This window comes from Rudanella paleaurantiibacter, assembly GCF_009184635.1.
Lineage (GTDB): Bacteria > Bacteroidota > Bacteroidia > Cytophagales > Spirosomataceae > Rudanella > Rudanella paleaurantiibacter.
In genome coordinates this window covers 344,192-363,932 of sequence record NZ_WELI01000005.1, presented here as the reverse complement: position 1 = coordinate 363,932, position 19,741 = coordinate 344,192, and the positions used below count along the sequence as shown (strand labels likewise).

At 45.4% G+C, this 19,741-nt stretch carries 10 protein-coding genes; 4 read left to right on the top strand and 6 right to left on the bottom strand.

What is annotated here, in order from left to right; translation table 11 throughout:
• The first annotated feature begins 118 nt into the window (after positions 1-118).
• Both F5984_RS13700 and F5984_RS13695 read left to right on the top strand, forming a co-directional pair.
• Positions 119-1,009, top strand: coding sequence for a hypothetical protein (locus F5984_RS13700; protein ID WP_152124821.1), 891 nt, complete (start codon positions 119-121; stop codon positions 1,007-1,009).
• A 104-nt stretch (positions 1,010-1,113) separates the two neighbouring features.
• On the top strand, positions 1,114-3,915 hold the full coding sequence (locus tag F5984_RS13695) for a CHAT domain-containing protein (protein ID WP_152124820.1): 2,802 nt from the start codon (positions 1,114-1,116) through the stop codon (positions 3,913-3,915).
• A gap of 39 nt (positions 3,916-3,954) precedes the next feature.
• On the opposite strand, the gene F5984_RS13690 is transcribed toward F5984_RS13695, so the two are convergent.
• Both F5984_RS13690 and F5984_RS13685 read right to left on the bottom strand, forming a co-directional pair.
• Positions 3,955-4,752: a tetratricopeptide repeat protein gene (locus F5984_RS13690; RefSeq protein WP_152124819.1), complete on the bottom strand. Its 798-nt coding sequence runs from the start codon at positions 4,750-4,752 to the stop codon at positions 3,955-3,957.
• Between the two features lies 1 nt (position 4,753).
• The gene (locus F5984_RS13685) at positions 4,754-5,377 is read right to left on the bottom strand and encodes an RNA polymerase sigma factor (RefSeq protein ID WP_152124818.1); all 624 of its coding nucleotides are present in this window, start codon (positions 5,375-5,377) and stop codon (positions 4,754-4,756) included.
• 470 nt (positions 5,378-5,847) lie between these two features.
• On the opposite strand from F5984_RS13685, the gene dnaE reads away from it, so the two are divergent.
• Both dnaE and F5984_RS13675 read left to right on the top strand, forming a co-directional pair.
• Positions 5,848-9,480, top strand: coding sequence for a DNA polymerase III subunit alpha (gene dnaE, locus F5984_RS13680; RefSeq protein WP_152124817.1), 3,633 nt, complete (start codon positions 5,848-5,850; stop codon positions 9,478-9,480).
• A gap of 27 nt (positions 9,481-9,507) precedes the next feature.
• On the top strand, positions 9,508-10,734 hold the full coding sequence (locus tag F5984_RS13675; protein WP_152124816.1) for a DUF6786 family protein: 1,227 nt from the start codon (positions 9,508-9,510) through the stop codon (positions 10,732-10,734).
• 9 nt (positions 10,735-10,743) lie between these two features.
• Here F5984_RS13675 and gloA2 read toward each other — a convergent pair whose 3' ends face one another.
• The 4 genes from gloA2 to F5984_RS13650 all read right to left on the bottom strand — a co-directional run bounded on the left by gloA2 (position 10,744) and on the right by F5984_RS13650 (position 19,729).
• Positions 10,744-11,133 (bottom strand): SMU1112c/YaeR family gloxylase I-like metalloprotein, encoded by a 390-nt coding sequence (gene gloA2 / locus F5984_RS13670; protein ID WP_152124815.1) that lies wholly within the window; start codon positions 11,131-11,133, stop codon positions 10,744-10,746.
• Between the two features lie 398 nt (positions 11,134-11,531).
• Positions 11,532-13,034, bottom strand: coding sequence for an AAA family ATPase (locus tag F5984_RS13660; protein ID WP_152124813.1), 1,503 nt, complete (start codon positions 13,032-13,034; stop codon positions 11,532-11,534).
• Between the two features lie 6 nt (positions 13,035-13,040).
• Positions 13,041-16,511, bottom strand: a complete 3,471-nt coding sequence (locus tag F5984_RS13655; RefSeq protein ID WP_152124812.1) for an Eco57I restriction-modification methylase domain-containing protein — start codon at positions 16,509-16,511, stop codon at positions 13,041-13,043.
• 5 nt (positions 16,512-16,516) lie between these two features.
• Entirely contained in the window at positions 16,517-19,729 is a 3,213-nt protein-coding gene (locus F5984_RS13650; protein ID WP_221412965.1) for a helicase-related protein, read from the bottom strand.
• Positions 19,730-19,741: the final 12 nt, after the last annotated feature.

Sequence of the window (19,741 nt, the reverse complement as noted above, 5' to 3'; positions counted from 1 at the left end):
GAGTGACTATGTGTCAATGGGTCAAATCGATTTGTGGAAAAAGTTGCTGCACGTCGATTACATTCTGTTCATCAGAATCGACCCATAAGGGTAACAAACCCATTGAAATAACATAGTCATGAAAAAACGTTCATTTTCGCTTTTGTCTGCATTTGTATCAGTAGTCTGGACCTTGTTAGGTTGTGAACAGATGAATCCAGATGCCCAAATTACCCCCGAAACTTCGGCTCGAATCGCCCGAGAAACAGCCTGTAATTCGTTTGTTTACACCGATTCTGTTTTTTATTACAACGAGCAGAAATCCAATTATGCCGAACGACCCAAAAGTTCACGGGCAGGTACCTACGGCGCTTTTCCGAAGGGTTTATCGATCAACCCACAAACCGGAGCCATTGACGTAAACCAAAGTGAGTCGGGCCTTACGTACCGGGTCTGGTACACGGCTAAAGGGTCAAAAGATACCTGCACGACGTACATTACGATTTCGGGTATTAACTACCGAAGCCGGATTTATAACCTAACCGAAGGAGACGACTTGGCTATGCCATTCTATAATGGACAGCAAAACAAAAAAATGGCGGCTGCCGGGGAGTTTCTGGACGACGATGATGCCGCGGTAGCGACCGTGCTCGATAGTCGGATGAAAAAGCCCAAAGGCGTTGACATTGATAAGGTTACCGGTGCTATAAACCTGCGTAAAACGGTGCTGAATGGTGCATTCGGGCAAAAACCGGCTGATGGTACCGTGCAGATATTTCGGATTTATTACCGAATGAACGATGCGAGTAAAAAGTCGCTCAACTACATCGACGTGCGGCTCCATTACTACAGCAAAATGAGTGCAGTACCGGGTAACCTGATTGCGAAGGCTGATGTAAAAACGTTTGCTACCTTCCGTCAGGCAACGCCAAGTCTGCCCACCGCCCAATCACTTAACTATGAGGCTGAAGATATAGCCGAAGACTCATCACGTCCACGTCCACCCGATATTATCATCGTTGGACCCTAGTCGGAAGTTTGTTTAACAAAATTTATACAAATCATAGACAAAGCAGGTTAGACTAATTAAGTTTAACCTGCTTCTTTTTATAACTTTGCCCCGAAGGGAAGGTTATGAAAAGACCATACGTAATTTGTTTGCTATGGGTAGGTTGTTGGTACGTCGGGACACTCTTCGCCCAGACGGAGGCCAAACTGCGGGTGGCCGAACGGGTTTACGCGTATGCGCTGAGCCAGTTTAGCCAACCTGTCCCTGACGAACGTTCAGACAGCACCGCGTTAGCCAACTTCCTGAAAGTTACGTCGCTTGTAAAGCCAGAGCCTGCTTCGGCCCGGCTGCTCACCAGCAGTTATCTATACGCGGGGATCATAAATCAGGACGATAACCGGCAATCCGAAGCTTTACGGTTATATCAGCGGTCTATTCAGATTGGCAATCGGTTTCGGTTGCCCGATACCCTGCTCTTCAAACCCTACCTTTACGCTGGTACGGCCCACTACTACCTGCACGCATTCGATTCGTCGACGTATTACTACGAGAAAGCCGAGCAAATCTACCTGCGGAACCCGCACCTGCCCGAAGCCCAACGATTGTATAACTCGTTTGGGGTGTTGTACTACGAAGCAGGCAACTACCAGCAGAGTATCAATTATTTTCAGAAAGCACTGCAACTGAATGAGCAGCAGAAGGGTGGACGGAAAAACGACTTTTTTGTTCGTTACACCAGCAACATTGCTTCGGCCCTGCTGCACCTGGAACAGTACGAGTCGGCTGCCAATCTGTACAAAAAGTTGTTGCCACTGCATAACAACCGGGCCGAGTTGCTCATTAATCTGGGCATCACCTACGTAGGTAAGAAAGACCCTAAGCAGGCGCTGTACTATCTCAAGCAGATTGGGCCTATTGAAGATCGTTACCAGATTCTGTACGAAAATACGTTGGCCCGGGCCTACATTCAATTGCAGGAGTACGACCGGGCTACGCAAATCCTGACTCAGGCTATGCAGAAGTATGAGCGTCAGCTCTCGCAGAATCAGGCTTCTACAAAAAATAAAAACCTGGGACTTAGCTACAAATTACTGGGAGATGTAGCCGCCGAGCAAGCACAGTACCGGCAAGCCGTTACACTTTATCAGCAGGCTATTATTCAGTTAGACTACGATTTTAACGACCCCAATCCGCAGGCAAACCCCACGCATTTCAACGGTGATTTTACCAGCTTCCTGCTTTTCGAAAGTTTGGCCGCCAAAGCAGCGAGTCTGGAAAAAATAGCCCGATTGTCGGGCGATGTACGCGCCATGGAAATGGCCGTAAGTACCTACCGGTCGGCTCTGAATCTGGCCAACTACATCGAAAAGTCGTTTGATACTGAGCAGAGCCGGTTGTTTGTGGTCAATAAAGGATATCCGGTGTTACAGCGGGCTGTTACATTGCTGGTTTACGCCTATGACCGTACCAATAATCCGAAGTATCTCGAAAAAGCCTTTCGGCGGTGTGAGCAAGGCAAAGCGGCCGTATTGTATATCGGGCAGAAAGAAAACGAGAGCAAGGCCAATACCGGAATCCCCGATTCGCTGCTGCAGCAGGAGCGAAACCTGAGGTTTGCCATTTCTCACCTATTTATGCGGCTCGACCGCTCAAGCACCCAGAGCGAAGTCGCGCAAATTCGGGGGCAGATCCGGGACAAAGAAGTAGAGTTGTCACGCCTGGCCGATCGATTACACGACTATCCAGATTACTATCAGAAAAAATTTGGGACTGATTCAGTCAATGTGCAGATGCTCCGGCAGAAGGTTTTGAATCCGCGTAGAGCCATTGTGTCGTATTTCCAGACTGACCAGATGACGTACACGTTTTTGCTGACGGATGATCAGCTCCGGCTTTTCAGGACGCCCAACGATTCGGTTTTTCGGCATCATTTACGGGGGCTGATTGGCACCCTGAAACAAGTTATTCCCGGTGAGCAATACCCCGGTGTTACGAGTGCACGATACCTGTACGACCGCCTGATAAAGCCCCTGGAAAAAGATCTGAAGGGGGTACAATCGCTCATTGTGATTCCGCACGGTGACCTGACTCAGCTGTCATTTGACGTACTTGAAAATGCCCAGCAGCAGTATTTAGTTGAGCGGTTTGATATTACGTACCAATATTCAACGGCTTTTTTGCGGGTCGAGGCCATTCCGCAGTTGGAAGATGGCCTTGTCCTGTCGGTTGCGCCGTTTAACCATAGTACCAATTTGGGAGGTTTTGAGCCATTGCCTGCTTCGGGGCAGGAGGTAAGTAGCCTGGAAGGTATTAAGCTGTTGAATACGGAGGCTACCAAAAGCCGGTTTCTCGAATTGGCCAAAGAGGCATCGGTTATTCACCTGGCTACACACGCAGTTGCTAATGATGGGCAGCCTTCCCGTTCGTTTATTGCGTTTACTCCGCAATCGGCCGACAATCGGCTGTATGCCCATGAGTTGCAGTTTGGTGTGTTTGATCGGGCCAAACTTATCTTTCTGAGTGCCTGCGAAACCGCCAGCGGGCAGCTGATCGATGGGGAGGGAGTTATGAGTTTGTCGCGTGCGCTTTCGTATGCGGGTTGCCCAAACCTGATCACCTCGCTCTGGAAAGCTGAGGACCGGGCAACGGCCTATATCAGTATGAAGTTTTACTGCCACCTGCGCGAGGGCAACTCTGTAGCACGTTCGTTACAACTGGCCAAACTCGACCTGCTGCGCGATGGCCGTTACGCCCAGTTTCACTCGCCCCAGTACTGGTCGCACCTGGTATTTATCGGCTCTCCGTCCGAACCAGAAGCGCCGTTCAATGCCCGAACCATCGGTCTGCTGGCCGTTGCATTGTTGCTAATGGGAGGGGGCGCCTGGCGGCTGATGAAACAAAAAAAAGTCACTGCGATTGCACAGTGACCTTTCCGAATTACCTAACCCATATGATATAACTTCATATTACTTTTTCCACCGCAACAGGTTTAGTTTCCACAAATCCTGCTCCGTCACGTTCTGGTTGTAGAGGTGACGAGGGGTGTTTTTGATCTTCTTAAAGAGCGAATAGGCTTCATCAATTCGCTCGTCGCCCAGGTAAGCCAACGCCATGTAGTAGTCGCTTTCCTGTTCAAATAATTGCCGGTTGGTTCGCCCATTGAGCGCCCTCAGGGCGTCAAATCGCTCAATAGCCTGGCCATATTGCTCTTTTTGTAAATAGGCCATTGCCGTCAGAAACTGATCTCGCTGCGACTGCGTCGGAGAGGTCATAAACCGCTCGATGACCGCATCGTAATTTCCTTCCTGATAAAGAGCATCCAAGGGTGTTTTGGCTTCCTCAGTGCCCCTTGTATTGGGCAATTCGTACTGAATAAACTTGGCACTATACAGGGTGCCCACATTTGTTGTTGCGTACTGGAACGTACCATAACCGAGCAGGAGCAACAACCCACTGGCGGCAATCCGGGCTGTCCACCGGACGGGCTGCTGGTACCAAAGTGGCCGTACTATGGCTTTCTCGGGTGCCGATTCGGGCATGTCATCACCGGGTTGATCCAGATCCAGTTCGTGCATAAACTGGAAGTGCAGATCGCGAACCTGATTGCGAAGGCCTGCCGACCGGACGGCGTCTTTGACGATTGTAACCCGATCCAGAAGACTTTGCAACTCGAAGTCTATCTGAAGCATTTGCTCCAGATTATCTGCTTCATCAACAGGTAATGTTCGGTCTAAATACCGATCAATCCGTTCGAGCTGTTCCATGTCATTTGGTGCGCTGCAACGCAGCTTTTATGTTATCAAAAGTGGCTGGCGAGGAATTTACCAGATCCGTTAACTCCTTCAAGCATTTATACTTTCGATTCCGAACAACCTGTTCGTTATCATATTCAGTACGTTCCAGAATCTCTTTCATCGAAAGATCTTCGTAGTAAAACAAGGTCAGAATCTGCTTACAGACGGCTCCGAGTTTATCAAACAAAGCCACTATAGTTTTCTGAGCTTCCTTATACATCACATACTGAGCGGCATCAGCTTCGAGAGTGTCCCGGCTCGTTTCAAATTCCTCATTGCGCTTGGCGTCATTGCCGCGCTTGCGCAATTCGCTGATCCACAAATTCCGGGTGAGGGTGTATAAAAACGATTTTACCGTTGTCTCACCCCGAAACTTGTCTTTCTGCACCAATTCGATAAACGTAACCATTACCTCCTGAATCAAATCGGCTGCGTCGTCCGGGTCACCACTATTATTGCACACATAGCTTTCCAGCATCCGGTAATGAGATTGATAAATGAACCGCATGGCTCGTTCAATGCCATCACCTGTTTTGATACCCGCCAAAAGGTCGGTATCCGATAAGCTGTTTAGTGTCCGTTTCGTACCTGACATATATCAGTCGTTTGAGGAGGTCGAAATGTAATCGCGATTGTAAAAAAAATTTTTGAGCTGCATAAAAAGCCCAACTTTGTGATGGGTGGTAGCACCTCTAAACCTCCATGTGAAGAGGATTCTTAATAATACTAATGAACATATATTGAGTTTTCAAAAACAGGTTATTTATTCTAACGAGTGTATTTTTTACCTAAAAGAATGCACCTCTGCTTCGTGCAGGACGTAACGCAGAAGCTGCTTATTTGTTGGAGTAAAAACTTTTATGGGTTTCACAAAATTAATGGGTCTGTTAACTTCAGACATAAACAATTATGTTTTCTGTATGGATTGGCCAGAAAGAAAGTAGCTAAATGGATGGAAGCCCGCCCTTTACAGACTGGCTTTGAGGTAGGTTACGGGTTCACCAATTTTTATAACTGAAGACACAGACAAAACCCGTAATTTTAGGCCAGTAAATCAGGTCATTTATGCAGTTCTCTCACCTTCATTGCCACACTCAATACTCCCTGCTCGACGGACAGGCTGATATCAAGAAGCTTATCAAAAAAGCAAAGGCCGACAATATGCCTGCGGTGGCCATCACCGATCACGGTAATATGTTTGGTGTGTTTGAGTTTGTAGCCGAAGCGGCCAAGCAGGGAATTAAGCCTATTGTCGGGTGCGAGTTTTACGTGGTGGAAGATCATACCCGTAAGCAATTCACCAAAGAGCAAAAAGATGTGCGATACCACCAGCTTTTGCTTGCCAAAAACCCAACCGGCTACAAAAACCTGGTGAAGTTATGCTCACTGGGCTACATGGAGGGCCTTTATGGTAAATACCCCCGCGTAACCAAGGAGCTGATTGATAAATACAAAGAGGGCCTTATTGCTACCACCTGCTGTATTGGTGCCATTGTGCCCAAAACAATTCTGAAAAAAGGGGAAGCAGAGGGAGAAAAAGAATTTAAATGGTGGCTCGACCGGTTTGGTGAAGACTATTACGTGGAGCTACAACGCCACGAGATTCCCGATCAGATCAAGGCTAATGAAGTGCTGGTGAAGTTTGCGGTGAAGCATAATGTAAAAATTATTGCCTCCAACGACTCGCACTACGTGGACCGTGATGATTGGGTGGCCCACGATATTCTGCTGTGCGTAAACACCGGTGAAAAGCAAAGTACGCCGTCGATGAAGGAATTCAGCGACGACGAGGTGATGCCCAAAAACACCCGGTTTGCCTTCTTCTCCGATCAGTTCTACTTCAAGAACACGCAGGAGATGAGCACCTTGTTTCATGACTTGCCGCAGGCCATCGACAACACCAACGAGATTGTCGATAAGGTAGAAACGCTCAAGCTGAAACGGGATATTCTGCTGCCTAACTTCCCGATTCCCAATGAGTTTCAAATTCACGACGACGACGTTGCCAATCAGTGGGAATTCCTGAAGCACCTGACGTACGAAGGGGCCCGCAAGCGGTACGGCGAGATTGAATCGCACGTGCAGGAACGTCTTGATTTTGAGTTGTTCACAATCAAGACAATGGGCTTTGCCGGCTACTTCCTCATTGTGGCTGACTTTATCAAGGCTGGCCGGGATTTGGGCGTGATGGTAGGGCCGGGCCGTGGCTCGGCTGCCGGGAGCGCCGTGGCGTATTGCATCGGTATTACGAACATTGACCCGATTAAATACGACCTGCTTTTTGAACGGTTCCTGAACCCCGACCGGAAGTCAATGCCCGATATTGATACGGACTTTGACGACGAAGGTCGGCAGAAGGTGATTGATTATGTGGTGCAGAAGTACGGTAAGCAGCAGGTGGCGGCTATTGTGACATACGGTACGATGGCGGCCAAATCGGCCATTAAAGATGTGTCGCGGGTGATGGACCTGCCCCTCAACGACGCCAACGCACTCGCTAAATTGGTGCCCGACAAGCCGACGTACAACATGACGCTCCGGCGGATTTTTGAAGATCCGATCGATGGGCCGGGTGGTTTGTCTAACCTGATCCAACCCGAAGAAGTCGAAAATGTGAAGCGGATGCGGGCGCTCGAAGCAGGCGATCAGAGCGTGGGGCGGGCCATGAAGCTAATTGATACCGAGAAGGTTCAGAACGTGCTTCAGCAGGCGCGTCGGCTCGAAGGAACAGTACGGAACACGGGCGTTCACGCGGCCGGCATCATCATTGCCCCCGACGACCTGTCGAACATCGTTCCGGTATCAACCTCCAAAGATACCAACCTGATTATCACCCAGTATGAGGGTAAAGTAATTGAGGATGCGGGGGTCATCAAGATGGACTTTCTGGGGTTACGAAACCTCACCATCATTAAGGAGTGCCTGCGGTTGGTGAAGCAAAACCACGGGGGGCTGTTTGTGAACGGCGTTGAGACGGATATTGATGATATTCCGCTTGATGACCCGAAAGCCTACGAACTGTTTCAACGGGGCGAAACCAACGCCATTTTCCAGTTCGAATCCGACGGGATGAAGAAGTACATGAAGGACCTGAAGCCCGACCGGTTTGAGGACCTGATTGCCATGAACGCCCTGTACCGGCCCGGCCCGATTCAGTATATCCCGACGTTTATTAACCGGAAGCATGGTCGTGAAGAAGTGAAGTACGACCTCCCCGAAATGGAGGAGTATCTGGCTGATACGTACGGTATTACGGTGTATCAGGAGCAGCTGATGCTCTTGTCGCAGAAGCTCGGCAACTTTACCAAAGGCGACGCCGACGTGCTTCGGAAGGCGATGGGTAAGAAGCAGAAGGACGTACTGGATAAGATGAAAGGTAAGTTTATGGATGGCTGCAAAGCCAATGGACTGAACCTGAAAATCTGCGAAAAAGTCTGGACCGACTGGGAAGCCTTTGCTTCGTACGCTTTCAATAAATCGCACTCAACCTGCTACGCCTTTGTCGCTTACCAGACGGCCTACCTGAAAACGTATTACCCGGCCGAGTACATGGCGGCCGTTTTGACGTCCTGCCTGGGCAACATCGAAAAGATTACGTTCTTCCTCGAAGAATGTAAGGCGCTGGGTATTCCGGTACTGGGGCCGGATGTAAACGAATCGGAGCGCGTATTTGGCGTTAATAAAAAAGGCGAAATCCGCTTTGGTCTGGGTGGTATTAAAGGAGCAGGTGATGCCGCTGTGGAAGCGATTATTGAGGAGCGGAAAGCAGGTGGCCCGTATGGAGACATCTTTGATTTTGCGGTGCGGGTAAACCTCAGGACGGTGAACAAGAAGACCCTCGAATCGCTGGCGTATGCCGGTGCTTTTGATGCGCTGGACGAATACCACCGGGCTCAGTATTTCGAAGTGCCAGCGGGCGAAACGGGTACGTATCTGGAAAAGATTATCCGGTACGCGAACAATTACCACGCCGAAAAATCGGCGAGTCAGCAGTCGTTGTTTGGAGGGGCTGGTGGAGACCCCATGATTCCGAAGCCCAAGCCGCCGGTGGTGCCCGAATGGAATCAGATTGAGAAGCTTAAGTTTGAAAAAGACGTTGTTGGCTTCTACATCACGGGCCACCCGCTTGATGAGTTCAAGCTTGAAATAGACGGTTTCTGCAATTGTACGCTCGACAAGGTGTACGAAGTCAGGACGCCCGAAATCAAAGTTGCGGGTATTGTTTCGTCGGTGATGCAGCGGATTGCCAAAAACGGAAACCCGTTTGTGATTTTCAAGCTGGAAGACTATTCTGGCTCGATGGAAATGACCCTGTTTGGCGAAGATTACGTCCGAATGGGCCAATACATTGAGCTGGGGCGTTTCCTGCATGTGACGGGCAAAACCCAGAACCGCTGGAACTCCGACCAACTGGAGTTTAAGGCAGCCAACATCCGGCTGCTGACCGAGATGCGCGAGAAAATGTGCAAGGAAGTTCGGGTGTCGCTGGCGCTACAATCTGTCAACGCGCAGATGATCGCACAAATCAATGAGCTGGTAGCGGCTCACCCCGGCAATTGCACGTTTTTGCTCAACGTGTCGGACCCCGATGAGCGGATCGAGGTGAGTTTGTTGTCCAGAACGGTGAAGGTTAGCCCCGCCAATACGTTTATCCGGGGATTAGAAAAGCTGGATGGCGTGGTTTGTAAGGTAGCTTAACCGTTACACCAAACGCCGTACTGCCGTATGAAGTCTGCCCGACTGTTGCCCTGTTGGTATCTGATGGCCGGGTTGGTGGCCTGTACGTCGGCTAATCAACCATCCGATACCATGAATCAGCCCGGAACCTTTGGGTACGACCTCCAATTTCTAAAAGCCAAGGACCCCGATTTGGCCCTCCTGACCGATCCCGACGATACACGGGCGCAGGTGATTGTGTCGGCCCGGTATCAGGGCAAGGTATTTACTTCAACAGCCAACGGTGCGGCCGGTCAAAGTTTCGGCTGGATCAACTACAAAGCGTTTGAGGGCGAGCCGCAACCCCACATGAATGCCTATGGGGGTGAAAATCGGTTGTGGCTTGGTCCGGAAGGAGGGCCATATAGCCTGTTTTTCAAGCCCGGTACCCGTATGGAGTTTGCCAATTGGCAGACCCCGGCGGCTATCGATACGGAGCCCTGGACCGTGGTGTCGCGGCAGCCGCGCGAGCTGGTGATGGAGAAAAAAGCCACCCTGCTCAATTACAGCGGTACGCAGCTTGCCATTCGTCTCGACCGGGCTGTGCGGTTGCTGTCCCGGCAGCAGGTGGGCGAAGCGCTCGGAATGGCACTCGGTGACGATATCCGGCCGGTTGGGTATCTGACCGAAAATGCACTGACTAATATCGGTACGTCGGCCTGGACACGCGAAACCGGGGCACCCTGCCTCTGGGTGCTCGATATGCTCATGCCCAGCGACCAGACAACCATTGTGGTGCCATACGAGCAAGCCGGTACGGGTCCTGTAGCCACTACCGATTATTTCGGGGCCATTCCGCCCGAACGAATTACGTACCAGAACGGCGTACTATTCTTCAAGGCTGATGGTAAAAGTCGGGGTAAAATTGGACTTACCGGCAAGCGGGCCAAGCCGGTGGCCGGTAGCTACGATGCCGGTAATGAGGTGCTGACGCTCACGTTGTTCGAGGTCGACAAGGACGGGACGTACCTCAATCAGGCCTGGAAGCTGATGCCCGATCCGTACCTGGGCGATGCCGTGAATGCGTACAACGATGGTCCGCTGGCCGACGGCTCGCAGATGGGGCCGTTTTATGAGTTGGAAAGCGTATCGCCGGGTGCGTTTTTAGGGCCGGGCGGCTCATTGCGACATACCCACACGGTATTGCACCTGACCGGCAACCGGGCCAAACTCGACGAAATAGCCCGCAAAGTGCTGGGCGTATCGCTCGATCAGGTGGAAAAAGCGTTACCATAGCCGGTTGCGTTACGACGCGTAAAATTCGATGGGTAGGCCGTCGGGATCGGCAATGAACGTAAACGTCTTGCCGGTGAGCTCGTCGGTGCGGATGGGTTCGGCCTCGATACCGTGTTTTTGCAGGGCATCGACGGTCGCCTGCACATCGGCAACGGCGAAGGCAAGGTGACGCAGCCCCGTGGCCTCGGGCCGCGACGGCCGCGCGGGCGGATTGGGAAACGAAAATAACTCGATCACGTACTGCCCATGGAGCGCCAGATCGAGCTTATACGATTGCCGCTCGGCCCGGTACACCTCCTGAATGACCGTCAGGCCCAGCACTTTGGTGTAAAACCGTTTCGAAACCTCATAATCTGACCCAATAATGGCAATATGGTGAACGTGTTGAAGCGCGAGCATGGTGGTTTAGTATTGTTGGCCGAAGATAGGGGAATTGTGAAGTTTTTGGGAGGGCTACGCAACGAAAGGGCACTCATCAGGCTCCTAAGGCAGTCTATAGATTTTCGATTCGTTGCTATATGTTGTAAAGGGAACGTTTTTGCGCTTGGCGTTCGTGCGGGATTTCGGAGCACAAAACTGTCAACCCAGCACTAAAGTTGATTTGAAAAACTGAACTTGAATTTAAGCACTTCACCCCGCATGACGCCAAACGCATGTTACCGGTTCGGTGTTCTTTTTCGTACACTGGTTTGTCGGCCGTTTTGGTGGTGCGGCTGGACAGACACACTCTTTGCCAAGCTTGGGTTGTAGCGTGGGCTTGTGCGGCTTGGCAATGTGTGTGGCTGTGAAGGGTTGGCTTATACATTCAGTTCCGCTTTTAAAGTTTTTATTGTTGTCAATGCACCCTGTATTTCTGTTGTTATTTCGTGCTTGTTAATGTCGTGGTGGCTCAAAGGATTTAATACTAAGCTTGTGTAATGGTCAATTTGTGCTGTTGTCGCTGGTGTTAGTCCACATTTTGTTGGTTTGTCTTGCTTGAATTTCTTCAATGCGTTCCAAAATGTGTCTGTTTTCATTTTTGAACTATCCAAGTTAAACGTAACTGGGACTTTCTCATAACAAAATCTTTTTAGGATAAACTCAAATGCGGAACGCAGATAAACACCAGCGGCTTTGTTGTCAGCTTGATTAAAGTAATACTCAGCTTTATCAATGTAGTTTTGTATGTGTGAGTTTGATTTGTTCTCTCTTATGATAGGTATTTCAAATCCTTTTCTTGTCCTTCGGGCATAAAATTCAAAACTCTTCCAAGAATTATTGCCGTCTAAGTATGTTGATTTTACAAACTCGTACCACGGTTTGTCATAAGTAGTTATGAAAACCTGGTAATTCGGAAATTCTTCATCAAGGATTTTCAACAAAGGCAAACGGTTTGAAATGTCTAACCCAATGAAAATATCATCTAAGAAAAGCACTTTACAAGGAATGCCTTGAACGTGTCTTTTTACCATTCCTAAGTAAATGGAAATAGCAATGGCTGAAAGTCTTGCTTCGTTCAGAAAAATATGTGGTTTCGGGATTTCTTTGCCCAAGTATTTCACTTTGGCTCTTACGTAGTTACGTTCAATTGCATTGTATGCAGCATTGGGTCTGGCTTGTGTGTAATTGAGTTCAATTTCTATGTTGTGCCCAAACTTGTCCAAGATGGGTTGGGTAAACTTCATTATGTTTTCAATGCTCGTTTTATCAAACAGCTTTTTGAATGCCTTGTTGAACTTGTCAATAGCTTCATCTACTTCCTTTTTTTTGGCGGTTATGTTAAATGCTTGACTGGTTTCTTTGCCAGTCGCTACTTCTACATCATCCCACAATTCACCTAATTCCTTTGTGCCTGTGATGGCTACACTCTTGAAATGCTTGAGAACGCCTTTAACCAACAATTCAAACAAATCAATTTCATTGTCTCTTTTGATGTGATGAATGGAAAGCAGGTGTTTATAGGTCAAAAAGCTTTTGAGCTTAATAGCATCACGGATGCTTGTATCTCCAGCGGCATAGGTGTCTTTTGATGATTTCTTGACGGTGTAAGTTTTGTCATTGGCTGCTCCGCTTCGGTCAGGATTGAAAGTTACTTTTATGAAACCTTTGCTTTTTTGGGCTTTGGTCAGGAAAATATTTTCGGTTTCATCATAACTCAATGTTTCCGTGGATGACTGAAAAAAGTCCTTCAAGGCATAGTAAAAGGAACTTTTACCGCTTCCGTTTTCGCCATAGATAAACAGGTTTTTGCCTTCTACATTGAATTTATTTAAGCCGTAGAATGCCTTATAATCCCGTATTTCAACTTTCTTAATCTTCATAGCATTCTATTTCAAAGCTTCCTTAATAATCCTTACTTCTTCCACGCTATCCAGTGTTTCTATGGCAAAGCGAACAGGGTGGTTGGGGTCGTACAAACGCTCAAACTCACTTTGGATGATGGCAAGTTTCTTTTCTTCGCTCATATCATCAGTGATGGGTTTCAGGTCTCCCAAATGCTTTAGGATTTCTTTGCCTGCCGATTTGATTTCTTTAGGAAACACTAATTCATATACAATAGAATTAATAAGGTGCTCGTAAAAATTAAATATCACTTCGTTAATCCACTTTTTTTTGTTCAATAAATATGATGAAACAATTGAAAGAGGTAAAAATCTATCGGAGTAAATTGGCAATGGGAGATTATGAATTTCATAGCTGTTTACATTACTGTTAGTGCTAAACTTTTTGAAAAACCAATTTGAAAATTCTGAATTTAAAATTGACAAGTAATATTTTGCTAATAAATCTGTTACATCTCTTAGCGAGATGTAATTAATTGAGTGTCCACAAAAGAAACCCTTTTCAAGAATTGTTGATTTAATTCTATGCTTTTCATCCACCCCTGTGATTCCTTGCATTACAATTCTTGGAAAATTAAAATGTGTGCTCTTCTCTCCTTTGTTTTGGCTCAAATAATCATTGTGAATTAAATACTCTACTACACCTTGGCTCATTTTTTCAGGTAAATGCCATTTTTGAACCCCGGCTCCTTTTATTAATGGCATTGTATTAGATTTAGGCTCTTGAACAATTATCGACTTGTTCGTTGAAAGATTTATTTCACCTTGATAGCAGTTTATAGTACTCCCAAATCTTTTTAATTTAGATACTTTGTTCAAAATATCTTTTTCAGCTTGGGAAACTGAAGGAATAACATACGATTCTTTATCAAAAGCTAGTAGTTCTCTATTGCTGAATATTGAGGAATATGAAGTCTCCATCCATCTTTCACTCCAAACAAATAATGGGAAGTCATATTCATTACATTTTTTGTTTTGAGAAAATAGAATGCAAACACTCATTTTTGCAGAAACGAAGACCCTTTTATTTAAATCGTCTCTTTCGGGAAACGAGTCAATTTTGATAATTTTTTGTTCGGTTAAAAAGTGTTTGCGAAGAAGTTTTGCTGAATTGTCACCTAAAAATGAATTTTGAAAGATTTGATTAAAAATTCCCCCATCGTTTAAAATCCTTATTGATTTAGCCAGGAAGAGTTTATATGCATTGAGTTTTCCTGACTTGGCAATATCATAAATATCAATTTTCTTTATTGTAGGTATTTCATCAGATTTCTTTCCTTCATAAACATCATAAGGTGGATTCCCAATAACCACGTCAAAGCCCCCCTTTTCTCGCCACACTTCTGAGAAAAAGAGTTTAAAGTCAAAATCTATGTTATAACCTGCCCACTGAGAAGTAGATTTTAGAAACTCTTGAATTTTTTTATTTATGATACTTCGTTGTTTCTTTTTTTCACCTTCATCTGTCTCATTGTAGAATTGTTCTTTAAATTCTTCTAAATGTTTTTGAGCATTACCATCTAGTATTGTTCCATTTGCTGGTATTCCTATTAAAGAGTTACCACATACTATCTTATAATCCAAGTTTGGAAGTGTTTCAATTGGGTCAAGGTCGTCTTCGTCCACCACCAAACTTAACCACAAACGCAAACGGGCAATGTCAATGGCAGAGCTGTCAATATCCACACCATAAATACTTTCTTGTATGATATGGCGTTTCAGGCGGTAGATGTAGCGGCTGTCGCTGATGCTTTCCCGGTGGGTAAATCCAAAGCCTTTGAGTTTCTCGGTCAGGTAATCGTAACTCAAATGGGGTTTTAGTACCAACATTGCGTTTACCAATTCGTGCAACAAGCCCACAGGAAAAGCTCCCGAACCTATGGCAGGGTCACAAATTTTTATGCTGCTCAGTTTTTGGTCAATCAGGTCGGCATTTTTGCGAATACTTTCGGGCAATTGGTACTGATAGGTTTTTGTTTCGCCTTTGGTGGCTACCCGTTCATCATTTTCTAAGGCAAAATGCCCTTCACGAATGAACAGTTCAATATCCTTTTTCGGTACAAGAATTTGCTTGCCGTGTTCCAGTTCTATTTTCAGGTTGCCTTTTTTGTTGGTGCTTCCGCCAAAAAGTTTGGTTTGGTCAGAGCCCAATTCCTGATAACTGCTGGTGCCATTGTTCAGGGCATTGTCCAAATAATGAACCAAGCTCTCCTGACACATATAATGTACAATTTCACGGGGCGTATAAAAAGCACCTTTGCTTTTCCGCTCCGTGATGTCGAGCATATTCTCAAACACTTTCCCCAACATTTCAGGGTCAACAGCTACTTCTTTGTCTAATGGTTCATCTTCTTTAATGGTAAAATTGTATCGGTCAAATACGTCTAAAATGCCCGTCCCTACATCACCCGCTTTGTTTTTTTCTTCGTTCCTGAACAGAGTTGAAGGAATACTGATATTGGCTTCTTGCCAGTTGTAATCGGCTTCAAATAAACCACCGTTCAAAAAAGGAATGCGGCAATCGAAACGTTTGTAATACGAGTTTTCGTTGTCCCGTTCTTTTGCCAATGCTTCATAAAACAGGTATTGCAGTTTGTATTTAAAGAAGTTGAGTTTTTGAGTTTGTGCTTGCTCAAACAATTCCTGGACAAAACGTTTTTTGCCCGTTCCCCAGCGAGCATTTTGAGCTACACCCAACCAACCTTTTTTCTGTAAGAAATACAGGAACACAATTTGTCCCAGGAGTTTTTTGGTAAATCGGGCATTGTCAATGCCTGCTTCCTTAATGGCTGCTTTTACTTTATTGTCATTTTCGAAATGCTCGTACAGTTTAATGTATAGGTCTTTGTATTGGTTGAAGAATTCGTCTGTTACCTTTTCAATACTAAAGGCGGCTTCTAATTCTTCGATGGTGGGGTTGTTGGAAATGTTTTGCAACAAAGGCAACAACTGATTTTTCGCGGTATGGGCTTTTTCGTATTTACCCACCAAAAACGAATAGCGTTTGGCAGGGGTAAATTCTTTCTTGGTTTTTACCTTGCCTTTATCTTCGTCCAGTTCCGAACGATATTCCAATTTGATGAAAGAGAATCGCCAGTCGTTTCCATTATCTTCCTTGCTGTAAAAAGCCACTAAGGCATAATCTTTTTCAAACTTGCTCAGGTGCTTGATGACAAAGTTGCGAAGTGCGGTTCTTGCCCGTTCTAATTTGTTAACGCTTTTTACTTCTACAATCAGCACGTCCAATGCTTCGCCATCAGGGTCAATGTACTTACCAATGCGTTTGTAGGTGTTGATATGTTCTTTGTAGTCATCCCAAATCAGGTTTCCGCTATACTGATTGTGCTTGTCTTCAAAATCATTCAACAGGTTTTTGGCAAAAACGGTGAACTGCTCTTCGCTGAAAGCATTGTTAAACGTTTTTTCTATTAGTTCTTGAGCTATTTTCTTATCCATACTGCTTACTTGATTAAGTACCCTGAAAGGATAACTTCACGTTTTTGAAATTTCTTGGCGTTCTGTGCTCCTTCAATGGCTACATATCGGATATGCTTTTCCAGTATGTGCAATATTTGAAGCGGGTCGGTGGTTTTCTCCAATTCCGTTTTGATTAACTGTGCTGTTTTCTTGGCAATCGTACCTTGTGCCAGCATTTCACGCACACCATTCAAAAATTCATCATTGGAATCGGTAAAACCTTTGAAGTTTTTGAAAGACTTGTCTTTCAATCGGGTTTCGATGTATTTGGCGTTTGAACGTCCCCCACTTCCTTTGGTGGGTTCATCCCCAACGGTAGTATCTAGTTCAAAACGTGTTTTGTTGGTTTGTAACAAATGAAAGTAATCGCTTGGAATGTTAGCTCGTTGCGTTTCGGGCTTACATTCCAATTCTTTCACGGCATCAAAAAAGGTAATCTCACCCGATTTGCCGCTTTGGTTGATGTAGAACTTTTTGAGTTTACCGATTCGGAAAAAGGTGACCAAGGCATCATCTTCCAAATTTTCTTTTTTGAAACCTGAACGGGCTTTCTTCGGTAGGTTTTTAATTTTCTCAAACAAGTCGGGATTGTCATCACGTATCTTTCGCATCAGTTCCAGATACTTCAATTCCGAATCGCCTTCGCCATCTTCACCCGTATAAGCGGTTTTACTGTTCAATGTGTTGAATAGTTCCTGACTGCCGAATTCTTCACCATCACTCAGGTATTTGGCATCTTCTCCCAAAATGTCGTGAAACATTTGGATTTTATTGGTGATGTTGACTTCCAGTCCAAGATGTTCGTCAGAATGAGAAGTAGGAAAGAAGTTGAAAATATGCACATTCGGGAAGTTGCTACCTAAACGATTTACACGACCTGCACGCTGCAATACCCGTGTAGGGTTCCAAGGCAAATCATAATTGATAAGCACGTTGGAACGGTGCAAGTTGATACCTTCCGCCAATACATCTGTGGCAATCAATATTTTCAGGTCGTCTCTTTTCTCTTTGTGTTTCGGGTCGAAATTAGAAGTAATGATGTCTCTTGAAACCGTCTGGTTTGAAGTGAGTTTGTTGTCTGTGTGTCGTCCGCCCGTGCTGGAATAGAACATCACTTTGCCTTTAAACTCATCTTGCAAAGCTTCGTAGATGTAATCTCCTGTTTCTTTAGATTCGGTGAAGATCACAAGTTTATTGCTTTTTAGTGCTGATTTAGTTTTAAGCTCCTTTATGAATGTTTCTAACTTGGGGTCAGAATTAACGGTTTGCCACAATGTTTTCACTTCCTTCAAAATGGCAAGGTCAAACTCTAATTTTTCAATGAATTCTTTTTTGAAATCCTGTGAATCGTACTTATGTGCTTTCTCTTCTTCCACAAATTCTTCAAGACGTTCAATATTATCGCTCTCAATCAGGTCGTACACGTCCACTTTCTTGCTGATGTACACCGTGCCGTTTTTGTACATAGCAATGAACTTCTCATAGGAAGTAATGAAGCGGTCAACACTCTGGCGAAAGGCGTGAAAACTACTTTCCAGTCGTTTTACCAAAATGCCCTTCATAAAGCCACCAACGTTGCGTTGTTGCTGGATTTCGAATTCGGTCAATGCTTTGTTTCCGACGTAATAGAGCAATGGCGTGTATCGTGTATAGGTAAACTCATGTAGTTTTTTTATGGTGTTGTTGAAAGTAGTTTCTAACTCACCTTCGTATTTGTACACGATTTTCTGCGGATTGTCTAGGTTCGGAAAAGTCAATCCCTGCATTTTCATGTCCTGTTTGAAATAGGTCATTACGTCTGTTCGGGTTCTTCTAACCATTACATAGCGTAAAATGCTATTTCTTATATCGTCAGAAATTGCTTTGATGAGTTTTTTATATTCAGGGTCGGTCTTTTCTAGTTTGGCTAACCGTGTTCTGAAATTTGAAAAGTACTTTTCCAAATTCGGAATGCCCGGAATGGTTGAATTCTTAGGTGCTTGAAACAGTTTTAACTGAGCAAAAATGTCGTCAACGGTATTGTTCAAAGGTGTTGCCGTTACCAAGATCACTTTTTTGCCACGGCAGATGTCTAATAAGTTGGCGTATGATTGGGTGTTTTCATTTCTAAATCGGTGGGCTTCGTCCACTACTATGTGGTCGTACCGTTCCAAACCTTTTTTGATGATGTGTTCCAACTTGCCCAAAGATTCCACTTCAAAACTTCTGATACCAAAATCAAAAAGTGAATCTTTCCAATAGTCTTTCAATACAGGCGGACAAATCACCAAGGTTCTGCCTTGCAATTGTTGAAGCAATAATGCCGTGATAAAGGTTTTACCCAATCCAACCACGTCAGCCAAGAAAACGCCGTTGTAAGTCTCCAAAATCTTCTTTGCCTGAATAGCTGCTTGATTTTGGTATTTCAATTTCATAAAGCCATCTGGCAGGAACGGTTCGAATTCATCTGCCAAATTGATATCTTCCTCCAGATATTCGTAAATCAGTTTTAAATAGAGTTCGTATGGTTTGATTTGGTCGTTGAGCCAAGTTTTGTTTTGAATGGTATCAACAAAGTCTTCTGAAATGTCAACCGATTCTTTCCAAAGTGCATTGAATTGTTCTTCGGCAAAAAGAACATCTCTTTTACTTCGTAACTCAACATTAAACTCACGATTTGCCACAAAACCCGATTCAGAAAAGTTACTTGAACCTGTAATCACAAAACCATAGTCACGGTCTTCGGGTTTGAATTTTCCGATGTAAACCTTTGCGTGAATGTTCTTTGACGGATAGGCTCGTATTTCAAGTTTTTTTCCATTGCCGTTATATGCTTTGTCCATTGCAGGGTCTTGACAGTCGGCTTTCAGAAATTCAATGAACTTGCGTATTCCTATTTCAAGTCTGTTGTCGTTTTCATCACTGTTTTCAATTTCTTCCTTTAGGTTTTGTTGGTAGCGTTTCTTGGTTCGTTGATGCGATTCAAAGTCTATTGTGCCATTCTGATGATGGTACTGCATCATATCGTAAGAGTTTCTGTCCACACTAAGCCCAACCAGAATTCTTACTTTTTCAACGGGTTCAAGTGCGTCATATAGTTGGTGAAAACCGCTTGCTCTGAAATACCCAACCAACACATCAAAAAGTTGCGTGTCTTTAAGGGTTGATTTGAATCTGCTTAATAAAGTATGTCCTTCTTCATTGGTGAAGAAAGTCAAGTCTGTTTGGTC